The 15,853-nt window shown below is 58.1% G+C and carries 13 protein-coding genes, 4 tRNA genes, 1 pseudogene and 1 riboswitch; of the genes and pseudogenes, 5 read left to right on the top strand and 13 right to left on the bottom strand.

All coding sequences use genetic code 11. From position 1 onward, the window contains the following. Window positions 1-1,005 precede the first annotated feature (1,005 nt). A pseudogene (locus tag OSC50_RS05265) lies at window positions 1,006-1,274 on the top strand (recombinase family protein); the annotation flags it as partial. On the opposite strand, the gene OSC50_RS05260 reads toward OSC50_RS05265, so the two are convergent. Then, the gene (locus OSC50_RS05260; RefSeq protein ID WP_065936188.1) at window positions 1,271-2,569 is read right to left on the bottom strand and encodes a hypothetical protein; all 1,299 of its coding nucleotides are present in this window, start codon (window positions 2,567-2,569) and stop codon (window positions 1,271-1,273) included. The pseudogene OSC50_RS05265 and the gene OSC50_RS05260 sit on opposite strands and share 4 nt — an antisense overlap. A 146-nt stretch (window positions 2,570-2,715) precedes the next feature. Further along, window positions 2,716-2,792, bottom strand: a tRNA-Arg gene (locus OSC50_RS05255). Between the two features lie 326 nt (window positions 2,793-3,118). Here OSC50_RS05255 and OSC50_RS05250 point away from each other — a divergent pair. The 3 genes from OSC50_RS05250 to OSC50_RS05240 all read left to right on the top strand — a co-directional run bounded on the left by OSC50_RS05250 (window position 3,119) and on the right by OSC50_RS05240 (window position 4,294). Further along, complete coding sequence (locus tag OSC50_RS05250) at window positions 3,119-3,346, top strand: hypothetical protein (RefSeq protein WP_181081196.1); 228 nt, start codon at window positions 3,119-3,121, stop codon at window positions 3,344-3,346. 11 nt (window positions 3,347-3,357) lie between these two features. Beyond that, window positions 3,358-3,537 (top strand): PA3371 family protein, encoded by a 180-nt coding sequence (locus tag OSC50_RS05245; protein ID WP_266246454.1) that lies wholly within the window; start codon window positions 3,358-3,360, stop codon window positions 3,535-3,537. Window positions 3,538-3,967: 430 nt separating this feature from the next. Beyond that, on the top strand, window positions 3,968-4,294 hold the full coding sequence (locus tag OSC50_RS05240; RefSeq protein ID WP_024076996.1) for an Arc family DNA-binding protein: 327 nt from the start codon (window positions 3,968-3,970) through the stop codon (window positions 4,292-4,294). 124 nt (window positions 4,295-4,418) lie between these two features. Here OSC50_RS05240 and mgtE read toward each other — a convergent pair whose 3' ends face one another. The 8 genes from mgtE to ltaE form a co-directional block, all read right to left on the bottom strand. Then, window positions 4,419-5,861: a magnesium transporter gene (gene mgtE, locus OSC50_RS05235; protein ID WP_181081198.1), complete on the bottom strand. Its 1,443-nt coding sequence runs from the start codon at window positions 5,859-5,861 to the stop codon at window positions 4,419-4,421. Window positions 5,862-6,190: 329 nt separating this feature from the next. Continuing rightward, a tRNA-Arg gene (locus OSC50_RS05230) sits at window positions 6,191-6,267 on the bottom strand. A gap of 72 nt (window positions 6,268-6,339) precedes the next feature. After that, window positions 6,340-6,416 (bottom strand) — tRNA-Arg (locus OSC50_RS05225). Window positions 6,417-6,524: 108 nt separating this feature from the next. Beyond that, window positions 6,525-6,615, bottom strand: a tRNA-Ser gene (locus tag OSC50_RS05220). Between the two features lie 62 nt (window positions 6,616-6,677). Further along, complete coding sequence (gene csrA / locus OSC50_RS05215) at window positions 6,678-6,866, bottom strand: carbon storage regulator CsrA (RefSeq protein ID WP_003175645.1); 189 nt, start codon at window positions 6,864-6,866, stop codon at window positions 6,678-6,680. A 175-nt stretch (window positions 6,867-7,041) separates the two neighbouring features. After that, a complete protein-coding gene (locus tag OSC50_RS05210; protein ID WP_010208327.1) occupies window positions 7,042-8,283 on the bottom strand; it encodes an aspartate kinase in 1,242 nt (413 codons plus the stop codon). A 95-nt stretch (window positions 8,284-8,378) separates the two neighbouring features. Beyond that, complete coding sequence (gene alaS, locus OSC50_RS05205) at window positions 8,379-10,997, bottom strand: alanine--tRNA ligase (RefSeq protein WP_266246458.1); 2,619 nt, start codon at window positions 10,995-10,997, stop codon at window positions 8,379-8,381. A gap of 146 nt (window positions 10,998-11,143) precedes the next feature. Further along, the gene (gene ltaE, locus OSC50_RS05200) at window positions 11,144-12,148 is read right to left on the bottom strand and encodes a low-specificity L-threonine aldolase (protein ID WP_266246460.1); all 1,005 of its coding nucleotides are present in this window, start codon (window positions 12,146-12,148) and stop codon (window positions 11,144-11,146) included. A gap of 190 nt (window positions 12,149-12,338) precedes the next feature. After that, window positions 12,339-12,508: riboswitch (FMN riboswitch) on the top strand. A gap of 97 nt (window positions 12,509-12,605) precedes the next feature. On the opposite strand from ltaE, the gene OSC50_RS05195 reads away from it, so the two are divergent. Continuing rightward, window positions 12,606-13,115, top strand: coding sequence for a 6,7-dimethyl-8-ribityllumazine synthase (locus OSC50_RS05195; RefSeq protein ID WP_057723717.1), 510 nt, complete (start codon window positions 12,606-12,608; stop codon window positions 13,113-13,115). 60 nt (window positions 13,116-13,175) lie between these two features. Here OSC50_RS05195 and astE read toward each other — a convergent pair whose 3' ends face one another. From astE to astB, 3 genes are read right to left on the bottom strand one after another with little or no spacing between them, the layout of a single operon-like run. Next, a complete protein-coding gene (astE, locus tag OSC50_RS05190) occupies window positions 13,176-14,180 on the bottom strand; it encodes a succinylglutamate desuccinylase (RefSeq protein ID WP_266246463.1) in 1,005 nt (334 codons plus the stop codon). Between the two features lie 12 nt (window positions 14,181-14,192). Beyond that, entirely contained in the window at window positions 14,193-14,480 is a 288-nt protein-coding gene (locus OSC50_RS05185; RefSeq protein WP_181081202.1) for a topoisomerase II, read from the bottom strand. Between the two features lie 23 nt (window positions 14,481-14,503). Continuing rightward, window positions 14,504-15,850, bottom strand: a complete 1,347-nt coding sequence (astB, locus tag OSC50_RS05180; RefSeq protein ID WP_253509026.1) for an N-succinylarginine dihydrolase — start codon at window positions 15,848-15,850, stop codon at window positions 14,504-14,506. Between the last annotated feature and the right edge of the window lie 3 nt (window positions 15,851-15,853).

Raw genomic sequence — 15,853 nt, 5'->3', positions numbered from 1 at the left:
AGGCTGTAGAACGATCTGTCTGCTATTGGCCGGTAGCTGCCCCTCTAAACGAAGCCCCTCGGTCGAGATGGCACCCGCCGCAATCATCACAAACAGCTCCTGCCAAGGCATTAATTGATGTAACACCTCTTCGCCATGTAACACGTATATCGGCAAACCAGACCCAGCTGTGTAACGCCATATAAACCTATTAAAATCATATAGTTATATGCTTATGTAACACGCGTAACACCGGTAACACGGTTTTATTAGGGCAGCCCCCTAGCCCCTGTGGTATTGCTCCTTCAGCGAAGCGAGGTGGATCATGCTCTTGGCTTGGGTTCGATGGTGGGGACCCTGAAGAATTCTTCTAGGTACGGGGCAAAGAACCCGCCGGATCATGTTAGCGGAAGGGCACCCAGCTTAGTGAACAGGTGAACCTGATGAACTCCTGTTCACCTGTGCATATGCCCTACTCTTTCAGCCATCTGCGAGCACCGTTACCAACACGGTAACGATGCCCTTTTTTCTTCAAGATCCTTTCAATTTCAACATTGAAATTTCAGTAAGCTGGTGTGGTTGCCGCTACCACGATCCCGCGGGTTTCATGCCCCGTGTCGCTAGGATGTCGTCAGGGTCCCCGGCGACTTTTCGGTGCACCATTTGGAACGTCGCACTACGGACCACGTGTGACATGGACTCAGCGCATCACGCCTGCCCAATTCCTGAGGGCAGGACATCGCACATGCCCAAACGCTTAGCGACAAAGCGTCGTACAGGCCGATAGCAACATCGGTGCCTAATAGGATCCGGCTAACACTGTCAGGTATTCAATGCTGCAACCAGGAGGGAGGTCACTCTCGCTGTAGGAACCTCTATAAGAGGGGCAAGGGGACGGGACTTACAAGTCGTGTTACTGGTGTTACATACGTTACAAAAAACATAAACAATTGAATATAAAGGATTTTTATTTGTTACACGTTCTCTGCCGTGATGTAGAAGTGGGTGTTACAGCACCTCAGATGTTACACCGGCAGAATACTGGGGGCGATCAACTTAATGCTGGTGGAGATGATGGCAGCGATTGCCCGCAAGGATTACGAGCAACGCCGGCAGCGTCAGGCCCAAGGCATTGAAAAGGCCATGGCTGCCGGAAAATACCAAGGTAGACCATCGACGTAGACCTACATGGGCGTGTTAGAGAGTTGCTTAACGCCGGGTTGGGAATTCGAGCAACCGCACGACACGCCGGCTACTCGACAACGACAGTTTTAAGAATCCGCGATCAAAACTAGGCCTTGGCTTCCTCTACTGGAGATGGGTCGTTCGACGCAACTTTAGGGGGCTCGATCTTTCCTTTTCGCTCAAGGGAGGACGCCGCCAAGTCTGTGACTTTTTGCATAAAGCCAGGAACGCTTTTGGCAGCGTCCTTGATGATTCCAGACGACAGAAACTCATGCCATGGGCTACCGAAACTGTCGGTTTCTACAAGCCTGAGTGGCTGCTCATCAAACCTAGACAGCGCAGACTTCAGGAGCTGCTTTTCCAGATCTGGATCAATCTTCGCAGCTTCCCGACGATAACCTTCATAAGCACGAGAAATGGATGCTTTGAATGCATAATCTTCAGAAAGCCGGAAGCGCTGTCCAATTTGCTTCGTTGACAGCCATGCAAACCATACCGGCGCACCCACAGAAAGCACCGCTAGCACCAGGTTAACGGTGATCGAAAAGCCACTCGCTGACGAGTCACCGATCATTCGTCCAAGCCGCTCCACTTGAATTGACCCGAAAAAGCTCCCAGCCCCCAGAGCGACAACTAGCCCAAACACCCAGCCCCACATTGAAAAATCTAATGCGCGGGATCGCTCAGTGAACGCAGCCGCAAGCCCCGTACTTGTGGCAGAAGCATAAGCCTGCTCACAAAGCTCAGTGACATTCCGGGCATCTTCAGCGGCTTTTGATATTGTGACCTCTAACTCTTCAATCCGTTTTTTGGCAGCTTCGATAGCTGCCTTGTCGGAATCGGCGCCTTTAACAACGATGTCGACCCGCTGCCTAGCCTCCTTCAGCAACTGAAGATCGGCAGGTAATTCCTCGGCTGCACTATTGGCGTTTTCGATACGCGCTACCTGCTGATCTAAGTCCAACGACCTCTCAGCTAAATCGCCAACACGCGCCTCGATAGCTCGAACCTTCTTAAGCGACTGCTGAATACTCTTCGATAGGTCGTGCTCGCTCAGAAGGATCGGCTCAAGAGCCTGCTCCAAGCCTTCTAACGTCAAAACATAGGCAGGCACCGCCTGAGAAGCGTTGTCCCACATATTCGGGACAGTTGCTTTCCTGAGGTACTGCAGGCGTTTAGGGTAGCTCGCAAGGTCCTCTTCATAAGATCCAAGAAAATCGCCCCCCCTATCAGTGATAAGGCGTTCGAGCCGGTGCGCCTTACTCATTAGCTCAGTGCCAGTGAGACCAGGAAAGGACCAGTTCGACTGGAATGTTGAAAGGGGCTCGTCACTTGGAAATTGATCGGCAATCTCCTGCGCTAGCAACTCAAGCTCACTACTTAATTCTTCTAACAACGGGTGCATTTTGCCTCCTGCATATATGCGTGAACCACAAACGTAAAAGCCCCGCGCAAGGAGTTGCGCGAGGCTCTAATCGGATCGTTGCACCCGCCATGCACCCACGGATCAAAAACAGAAGTGTTGTGGGAGTGCTAAATCATTGAATTATATGGTGTCCCAGGGCCGGTTCGAACGGCCAACCTTCCCCTTAGGAGGGGGATGCTCTATCCAATTGAGCTACTGGGACTAATGACAGCCACCAAGCCGGGTAAGGCGATGGACGGCGTGCATGTTAACGGCCGAGGTGCATTTTGTCATGTCGTCCGTCAGCTTTTTGAGTGTAGGGCGATCCCGAGGCCGGAATGTGCAGTTTCGTCCAGCAAACACGGGAGATAGCCGTCATCGTGCAAAATGCACTCCCCCTCAGTGACCATGTTGCAAATTGCAACCTCCAAAGCCTTCAATACTCAACCAAACCGTTGATTTCATTAATAAAATAGTTTGGCACGAGACCTGCACTATCCCTCTCGCAAACACCCTATTCAGCCACGGCGGTAAGCGGAGTACATCACCATGAACAGTGCCCTTCTGTTAGCCCTCAATACAATCGCCTTGGCTGCGCTGGTGATGTTTCACTTCCAGTCGTCACAGGCGCCGGATCCGGCCCAGATCAGCCAGGCGATTCCGCACCATCTGCAACAACGCCCGCAACTGGCGGTAATGACGCCTGGCGCGCAATCCCCGGTACGCCTTGCACAAGATACCCAGGGCGCCCCCGCATCCGAACACTGGGTTTTCTAAGGACACGATCGATGAGTAAATCCGCCTGGTTTTTCCTTTGCCTGACCACTGCAACCTGCATATATGGCTTGGGAACGCATGCCCAAGACGAGCAGACCACGGCATTCATTGCCAGCAGCGTCTGCGCCTGCCTGTGGTTGCTGACCCTGATCGTAGGGCGCCGTATCAAGTTCGACCCAGTGTTGCGCTGACTCTCGCGTCTGAATCATGGATATTCGCCCGACACCTGCCACCCCCCCCTCTCCTTCGCCCTACCTTACGTCGCCTCGACCTAGTCAATCGGCAGATTGCCACTAGTCTTAAACATAAGGGCAAAAGGCCACTCTGCGTTAGGATGTGCGGCCCTCAACCCCAGCTGTGGCTTGGTTTTTCAGGAATGATTACTGAAATCCTCCCGACGGGAAGTTTTCCAACCAGTCCGCAAAAATGTAAATCAGTGCTGGCATAAAGCCTCCAGGCAGTTCAATATTTGTCACAGAATTGACGCCAAGGAACTGGCAAATCTGAGGCATGATGCGGCCTCTTTGCAATTCGGGTTGAACTTTGGTCGTGAGTCTTGTCTTAACACTCATCTTGCGGCCAATTCCAAAAACCGCTCCCCTGAACTAACCGGTTAAATATATGCGCCCATTGAAACAGGCAATTTATTCCAGCCGTACGGCTGACAAGTTCGTCGTACGTCTGCCAGACGGAATGCGGGAACGCATTGCCGAGGTGGCTCGCAATCATCACCGCAGCATGAACTCCGAAATCATCGCGCGCCTGGAACAGAGCCTTATTCAGGAAGGTGCGCTGGGCGAAGAGTTGAGCATGCGCCTGGACAGCCCGGAGCTGTCGCTGCACGAACGCGAACTGCTGCAGCGTTTCCGTCAGCTCTCCCACCGCCAGCAAAATGCGCTCGTCTCGCTTATTGCGCACGACGTCGAGGCGGCCGCAGAAGCCGACTGATACGCTACTGAAAGCCGAAGCCAGCCTAGTGCTGGCTTTTTTTTGCCTGGGATTTGAGTGTTGAAATGCAGGAGCGAGCTCGCTCCCGCAGCGCCGCGACGGGAACGCCGCGCATGGGCATGGCTCAGAGCAGGAAGATCGTCGCCAGACCCAGGAAGATAAAGAAACCGCCACTGTCGGTCATGGCCGTAATCATGACACTGGCGCCCATGGCCGGGTCGCGCCCCAAGCGCGCCAATGTCATCGGGATCAGCACCCCCATAAGGGCAGCGAGCAACAGGTTCAGGGTCATGGCAGCCGTCATCACCACCCCGAGCGACCAGCTGCCGTAGAGCAAGTAAGCCACTACGCCGATCACTCCACCCCATACCAGCCCATTGATCAGACCAACCGCCAGCTCTTTGCGCAACAACCGCGAGGAGTTGGCTGTGCTCACCTGATCCAGCGCCATCGCACGCACGATCATGGTAATGGTCTGATTACCGGAGTTACCGCCGATACCCGCCACAATCGGCATCAATGCCGCCAGCGCCACCAGTTTCTCGATGGAGCCTTCAAACAGTCCGATTACGCGTGAAGCGATAAACGCGGTAATCAGATTGATTGCCAGCCAGGCCCAGCGGTTATGCAGCGAGCGCCAGACCGAAGCAAAAATATCTTCCTCTTCACGCAGACCCGCCATGTTGAGGACTTCGGTTTCACTCTCTTCACGGATCAGGTCGACGATTTCGTCGATGGTCAAACGACCAATGAGCTTGCCGTTCTTGTCGACCACCGGCGCGGAGATCAAGTCATACCGCTCAAACGCCTGGGCCGCCTCATAGGCGTCCTCGTCAGGATGGAAGCTCACCGTGTCGCTGGCCATCAAGTCGGCTACTTTTTTCTCCGGGTCATTGACCAGCAAGCGCTTGATCGGCAGGACGCCCTTGAGAATGCCTTCGTAGTCGACCACGAACAGCTTGTCGGTATGGCCAGGCAATTCTTTCAGCCGGCGCAGGTAACGCAGCACCACTTCCAGGCTGACGTCTTCGCGAATGGTGACCATCTCGAAGTCCATCAGCGCGCCGACCTGGTCGTCGTCATAGGACAACGCCGACCGCACGCGCTCACGCTGCTGACCGTCGAGCGCTTCCATCAGCTCATGGACAACGTCCCGAGGCAACTCAGGGGCCAGGTCGGCGAGTTCGTCGGCATCCATCTCCTTGGCAGCGGCGAGGAGCTCATGATCGTCCATGTCGGCGATCAGGGTTTCGCGCACCGAGTCGGATACTTCGAGCAGGATGTCGCCGTCGCGATCAGCCTTGACCAACTGCCAGAGGGTCAGGCGATCATCGAGCGGAAGGGCTTCGAGAATGTAAGCGACGTCGGCGGAGTGCAAGTCGTCGAGCTTGCGCTGCAGCTCGACGAGGTTTTGCCGGTGTACCAGGTTTTCGACGCGGTCGTGGTGCGGACCTTCCTGGCGATGCGTGAGGTCTTCGACCACACGTTGGCGCTGCAGCAGCTCGATGACTTGAGCAAGGCGATCCTGCAGGCTTTCTTGAGTTTTCTTTACTTCAACTTCGGTCATAGGCGAGCTCCACTCCCAGCAGCAGGGCACGCCGGAAGGATCAATCAGTCAATTCATGATTGGTAAAACGCGGTACTGAGTAACTACTGGGTAAGTCCATGGAGGTATTCCACAAGCCCCGGCGGGGCTGACGGGCGCAATGATACACCTTTGCGGGCGCTTTTAATGTTAAAAAACTGGAAAGAACAAGCGCTTGCAAGCCAAAGTTGAGTAGTAGCCGCATCTATGAACTGCGACGACGCAGCAGAAAAGGAAAACACATGACTGGAGCGAAAAAAGATAAAACCCAGACGGCAAAAAGCCCGCACTAGGCGGGCTTTTTGTTTGTATGGTGCACTCGACAGGATTCGAACCTGTGACCGCTCGGTTCGTAGCCGAGTACTCTATCCAGCTGAGCTACGAGTGCATATTGTGTTTTTAGACCAGATCACAACTGGTTGGAGCCAAGCTACCTGCATTGCTGCAACTAACTCTTAAATGGTGCACTCGACAGGATTCGAACCTGTGACCGCTCGGTTCGTAGCCGAGTACTCTATCCAGCTGAGCTACGAGTGCATTTGTTGCCGCGCATTATAGGCCGTTCAATCTCTATGTAAAGCGATTTTTTCGAGTAATTTCAACAACTTACCGATAAATCCAGATTGCAACGTACTAAGCAAATAATGGCGGAGAACGGGGGATTCGAACCCCCGACACCCTTTTGAGGTGTACTCCCTTAGCAGGGGAGCGCCTTCGGCCACTCGGCCAGCTCTCCGCAACACGGGGCGTATATTAACCACGTTGATCCCCGTTTGCAAACATAAAAAACGATAAAAATTAAAGGCTTGGTTCTTCGTCCTTCTCTTTCTTGATCCGCAGGTAAATTTCCTCGCGGTGAACCGCTACCTCTTTCGGAGCGTTAACTCCGATACGCACTTGATTGCCTTTGACGCCGAGCACGGTCACGGTGATTTCGCCATCACCGATAATCAGGCTTTCTGCGCAACGACGAGTCAGAATCAGCATGCCTTTCTCCTCACGCATTTCAGTTCAGGAACAACAGTCTGCAAAAAAAAGGCAATCGACCTACAACCAGAAGGCCATAGCCCTACCCACCTAAGTATTGTCCAGCGCAGGCAAAAGACCATGCGCCCTACAAAAAAATGAAAGGCGCGGTAAACCGCGCCTTTCAGGCAGTGCATCACTCGCCCTGTCGGGCCGGAGCGTCAAGCTCAAAAGCGGTGTGCAACGCGCGTACGGCCAGCTCAAGGTACTTTTCTTCGATCACTACCGAGACTTTGATTTCCGAGGTGGAGATCATCTGGATGTTGATGCTTTCCTTGGCCAGAGCCTCGAACATGCGGCTGGCAACGCCGGCATGGGAACGCATGCCCACACCAACGATCGACACCTTGGCAATCTTGGTGTCGCCCACCACTTCACGGGCACCGATTTCCTTGGCCGTGTTCTGCAGAATCCGCTCCGCCGCATCGTATTCATTGCGGTGCACGGTGAAGGTGAAATCGGTGGTGTTATCGTGCGAAACGTTCTGCACGATCATGTCGACTTCAATGTTCGCGCCGCTGATAGGGCCCAGGATCTTGAACGCCACACCCGGAGTGTCTGGCACGCCACGGATCGTCAGCTTGGCTTCATCGCGATTGAAAGCGATGCCGGAAATGATCGGCTGTTCCATGGATTCCTCTTCATCAATAGTAATGAGGGTGCCCGGACCCTCTTTGAAGCTGTGCAATACGCGCAGCGGAACGTTGTACTTGCCGGCGAATTCCACCGCGCGGATCTGCAACACCTTCGAACCGAGGCTGGCCATTTCCAGCATCTCTTCGAAGGTAATCTTGTCCAGGCGCTGGGCCACCGACACCACGCGTGGGTCAGTGGTATAGACGCCATCCACATCGGTGTAGATCTGGCACTCGTCAGCCTTGAGGGCCGCCGCCAGCGCTACGCCGGTGGTATCCGAACCGCCACGCCCCAGGGTCGTGATGTTGCCCTGCTCGTCCACACCCTGGAAGCCTGCTACAACTACCACGCGCCCGGCCTTGAGATCAGTACGGATTTTCTGATCGTCGATCTGCAGGATACGCGCCTTGGTATGCGCGCTGTCGGTCAGAATGCGCACCTGGCTGCCCGTGTAGGACACCGCCGGCACGCCGCGTTTGTTCAGGGCCATGGCCAGTAAAGCGATCGTCACCTGCTCACCGGTGGACACGATCACATCCAGCTCGCGCGGCAGCGGTTGCTGGTCGCCACTGATTGCCTTGGCCAGATCGATCAGGCGATTGGTCTCGCCGCTCATGGCCGACAGCACCACCACCAGGTCGTCGCCCGCGTCGCGGAATTTCTTAACCTTGTCGGCCACCTGCTCGATTCTTTCGACAGAACCGACCGAGGTGCCTCCAAATTTCTGTACGATCAAAGCCATTTCCAGCCGCCTCAGCCCGTAAAGGGGCGCCTAAATTTCCAATCCACCCGCACTGGTCAGGCCCGCGACTAGACCACGGGCCGATTAACAGCGCCTTAAATGCCAGCCTCGACGAACGGCACGGTCAGGGCCAGGGCCGCATCCAGGGCACCGGCGTCTACACCACCGCCTTGCGCCATGTCCGGACGACCACCGCCCTTCCCGCCCACTGCCGCGGCGGCCTGCTTCATCAAATCACCGGCTTTGAGTTGGCCAGTCAGGTCTTTGGTTACACCGGCAACCAGAACGACCTTTTCCTCATGGACACCGCCGAGCAGGATCACTGCGCGGCCGAGCTTGTTCTTCAACTGATCGACCAGCGCCAACAACGCCTTGCCGTCCTGACCGTCCAGGCGCGCAGCCAGAACTTTCACGCCCTTGACGTCGACGGCCGAAGCTGACAGATCGTCGCCCGCAGCACTGGCGGCCTTGGCTTGCAACTGCTCCAGCTGTTTCTCCAGCGCACGGTTGCGCTCCAGTACGGCGGACAGCTTGTCGACCAGATTGTCGCGGCTGCCCTTGACCAGGCTGGCCGCTTCCTTGAGTTGTTCTTCCGCCGCATTCAGGTAGGCCAGGGCCGCAGCACCGGTCACCGCTTCGATACGACGCACACCGGACGCCACGCCACCTTCGCTGATGATCTTGAGCAAAGCGATGTCGCCGGTGCGGTTGGCGTGGATACCACCACACAGTTCCACCGAGAAGTCGCCGCCCATGCTCAGCACGCGCACACTGTCGCCGTACTTCTCGCCGAACAGCGCCATGGCGCCCTTGGCCTTGGCCGTCTCGATATCGGTCTCTTCGGTCTCGACCGGGGTGTTCTTGCGGATCTGGGCGTTGACGATGTCTTCCAGCGCCTTGATCTGCTCAGGCTTGATCGCTTCGAAGTGGCTGAAGTCGAAACGCAGGCGCTGGCTGTCGACCAACGAACCTTTCTGCTGGACGTGCTCGCCCAGCACCTGACGCAGTGCGGCGTGCAGCAAGTGGGTGGCCGAGTGGTTCAGCGCCGTGGCGTGACGCACATCGGCGTCTACCTGGGTGTCGACCGGCGAACCCACGGTCAGGCTGCCCGAAGCCAGCACACCGTGGTGCAGGAAGGCGCCACCGGTCTTGGTGGTATCGCGCACGTCGAAACGGCCGGAGGTGGATTTGACGAAACCGCAGTCGCCGATCTGACCGCCGGATTCGGCGTAGAACGGGGTCTGGTCCAGCACCACGACGCCCTCGTCGCCCTCGTTCAAAACGTCGACCGACTGGCCGTCCTTATACAGGGCAACCACTTTGGCCGCTCCGCTGGTGGCTTTGTAGCCGGTGAACTCGGTGGCCACGTCAACCTTGACCAGGCTGTTGTAGTCCATGCCGAAAGCGCTGGCCGAACGTGCGCGCACGCGCTGGGCTTCCATCTCGCGCTCGAAACCTTCTTCGTCGAGGGTCAGGTTGCGCTCGCGGGCGATGTCGCCGGTCAGGTCCATCGGGAAACCGTAGGTGTCATAGAGTTTGAACACCACGTCACCCGGCACCACGTTGCCCGACAGGTTGGCAAGGTCTTGCTCGAGAATCTTCAGGCCCTGTTCCAGGGTCTTGGCGAACTGCTCTTCTTCGGCCTTGAGCACACGCTCGATGTGCGCCTGGTTCTGCTTGAGTTCCGGGAAGGCATCGCCCATCTCGGCGACCAGGGCCGCGACGATCTGGTAGAAGAAGCTGCCATTGGCGCCCAGCTTGTTGCCGTGGCGGCAGGCGCGACGAATGATGCGGCGCAGCACGTAGCCACGGCCTTCGTTGGACGGCAGCACGCCGTCGGCGATCAGGAAGCCGCATGAACGAATGTGGTCGGCCACTACCTTGAGCGACGCCTGGTTGTCATTGCTGCAACCGATAGCCTTGGCGGCTGCCGCCAACAGGCTCTGGAACAGGTCGATTTCGTAGTTGGAATGGACGTGCTGCATCACCGCACTGATCCGCTCCAGGCCCATGCCGGTGTCCACCGACGGCGCCGGCAACGGATGCAGCACGCCGTCGGCGGTGCGGTTGAACTGCATGAAGACGTTGTTCCAGATCTCGATGTAACGGTCGCCGTCTTCTTCGGGCGAACCCGGCGGGCCACCCCAGATGTCGGCGCCGTGGTCGTAGAAGATCTCGGTGCATGGGCCACACGGGCCGGTATCGCCCATGGTCCAGAAGTTGTCGGACGCGTACGGCGCGCCTTTGTTGTCGCCGATGCGCACCATGCGCTCGGCCGGCACGCCGACCTGTTTGGTCCAGATGTCGTACGCCTCGTCATCGCTTTCGTAAACGGTGACCCACAGTTTTTCATTCGGCAGTTTCAGTACGCCGGTGAGGAAGGTCCAGGCGAAGTTGATCGCGTCCTGCTTGAAATAATCGCCAAAGCTGAAGTTGCCGAGCATTTCGAAAAAGGTGTGGTGGCGGGCGGTGTAGCCGACGTTTTCCAGGTCGTTGTGCTTACCACCGGCGCGCACGCACTTCTGGCTGCTGACTGCACGGGTGTAGGCGCGCTTTTCCTGGCCCAGGAAGCAGTCCTTGAACTGGTTCATCCCCGCGTTAGTGAACAGCAGGGTGGGATCATTGCCTGGGATCAAGGAGCTGGAGGAGACACGGGTGTGACCTTGCTCTTCGAAGAAGCGAAGGAAGGCTTCACGGATTTCTGCGCTTTTCATTAGGTTCTTCCACGGAGGCTGCGGCCAAAGGCCAGTGCGCAACATCATCAGACGGAGCGACGGCAAAGGGCCGCATTATATCGGCCCTTTGCCGGTGGTACAGCGTGTTTATGCGATAGCGACGTTCAATTAGACGGTCTGCACGATCATTTTTGCGAATATTCGACGAATGTCTCCAGCACCTGCGCCATCTGCGCCCGGCTTACATCCAGATGAGTGACCATGCGCAGACGCGGGGCGGCGCTCAACTTGATCCCGCGCTCGGCGGCAAACGCCTTCAAGGCCTGCGCCTGGTCGCCCACCTGCACATAGACCATGTTGGTCTGCACCGGCTCCACCGTGTAGCCGGCCTTGCGCAGCTCATCCCCCAACCACTGGGCATTGGCATGGTCTTCGGCCAGGCGCTGCACCTGATGGTCCAGTGCATACAGGCCCGCCGCCGCCAGAGAACCGGCCTGGCGCATACCGCCACCGACCATCTTGCGCAGCCGGCGCGCTTTGGCGATCAGCGCGGTTGAGCCGCATAACACCGAGCCTACGGGTGCACCGAGGCCCTTGGACAGGCACACCGACACCGAATCGAAATGCGCGGCGATCTCACGCGCGTCCACGCCCAGCTTGACCGCCGCGTTGTAGAGCCGCGCGCCATCCAGATGCAGGGCCAGGTCGTGTTCGCGAGTAAATGCCCGTGCCCTGGCCAGGTACTCCATCGGCAGCACCTTGCCCTGCATGGTGTTTTCCAGGGCCAGCAAGCGGCTGCGGGCGAAGTGGAAGTCGTCGGGCTTGATGGCGGCCAGCACGTGCTCCAGATCCAGCGAACCGTCCGCCTGCACTTCCAGCGGCTGTGGCTGGATCGAACCCAGCACCGCCGCACCACCGCCTTCGTATTTGTAGGTGTGGGCCTGCTGGCCGACGATGTATTCCTCGCCGCGCTCGCAGTGGGCCATCAGCGCCAGCAGATTGCTCATGGTACCGGTGGGCACGAACAACGCGGCGGCGAACCCCAGGCGTTGCGCCAGCTCGGCTTCCAGGCGGTTGACGCTGGGGTCTTCGCCGTAGACGTCATCGCCGCAGACGGCGCTGGCCATGGCATCGCGCATGCCGGCGGTGGGTTGGGTCACGGTATCGCTGCGAAGGTCTATCACGGTCATCAAACTGGCCTCGGGCAGGTGGGGCGTTTTGTCGTATTGACGATTACTGCGGGCAAACCCGCGAGATATCAAGCCCTATGTGCAGTCAATCGAATAGCTACCAAACAAACCGATATAGCTTATCGATACGGCGTCCGTGCAGTTTCTGAAAAACCGTGTTAAAAACTCTGCGCCGCCAGGGTTCTGGCGGCAACGTTCTCAGGGCGGGGTGCAATTCCCCACCGGCGGTAATTGCACGCAATGTGCATAGCCCGCGAGCGCTTGACGCCTTGGACTGCTCACGCAGGCCGGCGCCAAGGTCAGCAGACCCGGTGTGATCCCGGGGCCGACGGTCATAGTCCGGATGAAGAGAGAACGGGATTGGCACCTAAGGGCCGCACGCCTGTTTGCGCATGCGTACCCTTAAATCCCATTCGATTCATAACGCCCTGTTTTTTTCTTAAACAGGAGTCAGAACATGCAACCCACCGCTATCGACAGCAAAAGCAAAAACCATCACGGCGAGCGCGTCGCGTTTATCCAGGCCTGCTGGCACAAGGATATCGTCGACCAGAGCCGTAAAGGCTTTCTCGCCGAAATGATCGCCCAGGGCTACCAGGAATCGGACATCGATTTCTTCGAAGTCGGCGGCGCCTTTGAAATGCCCCTGCACGCCAAACTGCTGGCCAAGACCGGCCGTTACGCCGGCATCGTCGCTGCTGCGCTGGTGGTGGATGGCGGTATCTACCGCCATGAGTTCGTCGCCCAATCGGTGGTCAGCGGCCTGATGCAGGTGCAACTGGAAACCGAAGTGCCGGTGTTCTCGGTATCCCTGACGCCGCATCACTTCCACGGCGGCAGCGAACACACGACGTTCTTCTACGAGCACTTCGTGCACAAGGGCCAGGAAGCGGCACGGACCTGCGCCGACACGCTGCACAAAGTGCGGGCGATCCGTCGCAGCGAGCCACGGGCGGTAGCAGTCTAAGCAATACTGCAAAACAAAATGTGGGAGGGGGGCTTGCCCCCTCTCACATTCGGTCCAGGTCTATGCCAGGCCCACGTCCGTGGTCGGCACAATCAATATCCCTGCCCGCAAACCGTTTTTCACCTTCGGGTTGGGGAAGATGATGCGCGCACCCTCCTCCTCGATTACCCAACGGGTCTTGGCCACGTCTTCGGCCAGCAGATAACCCTTTTTCAACTCAGAAAAGTTTTCCACATCCGCCGGCAAGTGCAGCAGGAACGCATCGCTGTGCTTGATCACTTCCCGCGACACGGCAAACAGTTTCAACCCATCCAGGCTGTCGGTCGCAGGCTCGGTGCCTTCGATGATCTGCGTCAGGCGCGATTCCAGGCGTGAAACGTCCACCCCCTGGTTCTGCCCGAACGGCCGCGCCTTGCCCAATTCCAGGGTGAAAGCCTCGGCGTCCAGTTGCTCGTAGGTGAACGCCGTGAAGGTGATCGAGGTTTTGTTCTGCAACAGCACCGCTTCCATGCCCGCCGCACGCAAACGTTCCAGCTCGCGACGCGAATGCTGGCGCCCGTCTTTCCACGGGTACAGCGCGAACTGCTCGATTTTGGAGCCACGGATGGCGGTGTGCAGGTCGTAATGCAGGCGCGTGCGCTCGGGTTTGCTGAAAAAACTGCGCGCCAGTTGTTCCAGCTCTGCGGCACGCATGGCTTCGGGGCCGATGTTTTTTTCGTGACGGCCGTTGAACAGCCGATTGATGTCCAGTTCCAGGTAACGCTCGCCGCGGCGCATGGCCTCGGGGTTGCCGAACAGGAACAGAATACGGGTGCGGGGCTTGATGTCCCCACGGGCGATGCCATGCAACAGGCGGTCGAGCAGTTCGATCGGCGCGGTTTCGTTGCCATGGATGCCGGACGACAGCAGCAGATCGCTGCCATTGTCCCTTGTCTCGGGAGGTCGCACTTCCAATGCGCCCTCGCTGAGCCAGCGCATCTGCACGCCGTCGACAGTCAGTTGAATTTTTTGCGCCGGTTCGCGACCGGCGAGGGTCAGTTCAAGCAGTTTGCCGAGGGCGAGCATACGCAAGCTTCCTTAGTGGTTGCAGCCAGGACCGTGGACGTGATCGTCATCATCGCCGTCAACGTCGGCCGGTTCCATTTCCAGTTGCAGGCTCATCAGGTTGGTGGCCAACGGGCGCATCAGCAGGTTGGCGTACTCGGCGTCGCCTTCCTCCACGTCCACACCGATCAGCAGTTGGCCGCGGCCGTCGTGCTGAATCCAGATTTCCTTGCCCTGCCACACCACGGCGACGCGGGTGCAGGAGGTTTCCAGCTGGGTGCCGTCGGTGTCTTCAAGGATCAGTTTCAGGGTGTCGGTCATAAAATGCTCTCAGCCGTGCGGCGTTAATTGATCTGGAAAGGATAAACCGCGCCCAGTTTAAGGATTTGCGTCAGTTCATCCAGTGCCGTCCGGCACTCAAGCAGCAATTGCGGGTCAGCCAGGTCGGTTTCGCGCAGGCTGTCGCGATAGTGCTTGTGGACCCATTGGGTCAGCGTGTCGTACAACGGCGCGGTCATGATAACCCCTGGGTTTACCGCCGCCAGTTCGGTTTCGTTCAGCGCCACGCGCAGGCGCAGGCACGCCGGGCCACCGCCGTTCTGCATGCTTTGCTTGAGGTCGAAGACCTTCACTTCACGGATCAACCCACCCGAGGCGGTCAGGCCCTGCAGGTACTGCCAGACGCGTTCATTGGCGCGGCACTCTTCCGGCACGATCAGCAGCATCGAGCCGTCGGCGCGAGTCAGCAACTGGCTGTTGAACAGGTAGGAACGCACCGCATCCTCGACGCTCACCAGGGCGCGCGGTACACACACCGACTGGAAATTGCCGCCCAGCTTGCCCAGCTTGGCCTGCAGTTCGCCCAGCATCTGCTCGGTATTGAGAAACGCATCCTCGTGGTAGAACAGCACTTCGCCGTTGCCCACCGCGATCACATCGTTGTGGAACACGCCGGCATCGATCACCGCCGGGTTCTGCTGGGCGTAGACCACGCCGTCATCCTTCAGGCCATGCAGACGGGCGACGGCCTGGGAAGCTTCCAGGGTCTGGCGCGCCGGGTACTTCTGCGGTGCCGGGTAGCGGGTGTCGAACGCACTGCGGCCGAACACGAAAAACTCCACACCGGCCTCGCCGTAGTCACGGCAGAAACGCGTGTGGTTGGCGGCGCCCTCGTCGCCGAACTGCGCCACTGCCGGCAACGCGGCGTGGTGGGCGAAGTGCTGCGGGTTGGCAAACATGGCGCCCAGCACGCGACTGGTGGTCGGGTGCTCGATGCTGCGGTGGTATTTGCAGTTGAGGTTGGCGGCGGTGAAATGCACGCGGCCGTCGGCGGTGTCGGCGCTGGGGCTGACGGTGGCGGCGTTGGCCACCCACATGCTCGATGCCGAACAACTGGCAACCAGCAACGGCATGGCCTGCTTGGCCGCCTGCTGGATCACCTGAGCATCGCTGCCGCTGAAGCCGAGGTTGCGCAGCGCGGCCACGTCGGGACGTTCCTGGGGAGCCAGCACGCCTTGCACGAAGCCCATGTCCATCAGGGCCTTCATTTTTTGCAGGCCCTGCAACGCCGCTTCCTTGGGGTTCGAAGACTGCTGGCTGTTGCTCTGGGACGCGACGTTGCCGTAGGACAACCCGCCGTAGTTATGGGTCGGCCCCACTAGACCGTCAAAATTGACTTCATAGGATTTCATCGG

Source organism: Pseudomonas quebecensis (genome assembly GCF_026410085.1).
GTDB lineage: Bacteria > Pseudomonadota > Gammaproteobacteria > Pseudomonadales > Pseudomonadaceae > Aquipseudomonas > Aquipseudomonas quebecensis.
Note: the sequence above shows the minus strand (reverse complement) of the source record. Positions and strands in the feature narration are given on the sequence as shown.

What these genes read in the sequence shown, in the direction of transcription:
- OSC50_RS05210 (WP_010208327.1), bottom strand. Translation starts at nt 8,283, where the DNA reads ATGGCTTTGATCGTACAGAAATTTGGAGGCACCTCGGTCGGTTCTGTC.
- astE (WP_266246463.1), bottom strand. Translation starts at nt 14,180, where the DNA reads ATGCTCGCCCTCGGCAAACTGCTTGAACTGACCCTCGCCGGTCGCGAA.
- alaS (WP_266246458.1), bottom strand. Translation starts at nt 10,997, where the DNA reads ATGAAAAGCGCAGAAATCCGTGAAGCCTTCCTTCGCTTCTTCGAAGAG.
- ltaE (WP_266246460.1), bottom strand. Translation starts at nt 12,148, where the DNA reads ATGACCGTGATAGACCTTCGCAGCGATACCGTGACCCAACCCACCGCC.
- OSC50_RS05185 (WP_181081202.1), bottom strand. Translation starts at nt 14,480, where the DNA reads ATGACCGACACCCTGAAACTGATCCTTGAAGACACCGACGGCACCCAG.
- csrA (WP_003175645.1), bottom strand. Translation starts at nt 6,866, where the DNA reads ATGCTGATTCTGACTCGTCGTTGCGCAGAAAGCCTGATTATCGGTGAT.
- mgtE (WP_181081198.1), bottom strand. Translation starts at nt 5,861, where the DNA reads ATGACCGAAGTTGAAGTAAAGAAAACTCAAGAAAGCCTGCAGGATCGC.
- OSC50_RS05260 (WP_065936188.1), bottom strand. Translation starts at nt 2,569, where the DNA reads ATGCACCCGTTGTTAGAAGAATTAAGTAGTGAGCTTGAGTTGCTAGCG.
- astB (WP_253509026.1), bottom strand. Translation starts at nt 15,850, where the DNA reads ATGAAATCCTATGAAGTCAATTTTGACGGTCTAGTGGGGCCGACCCAT.
- OSC50_RS05195 (WP_057723717.1), top strand. Translation starts at nt 12,606, where the DNA reads ATGCAACCCACCGCTATCGACAGCAAAAGCAAAAACCATCACGGCGAG.
- OSC50_RS05250 (WP_181081196.1), top strand. Translation starts at nt 3,119, where the DNA reads ATGAACAGTGCCCTTCTGTTAGCCCTCAATACAATCGCCTTGGCTGCG.
- OSC50_RS05240 (WP_024076996.1), top strand. Translation starts at nt 3,968, where the DNA reads ATGCGCCCATTGAAACAGGCAATTTATTCCAGCCGTACGGCTGACAAG.
- OSC50_RS05245 (WP_266246454.1), top strand. Translation starts at nt 3,358, where the DNA reads ATGAGTAAATCCGCCTGGTTTTTCCTTTGCCTGACCACTGCAACCTGC.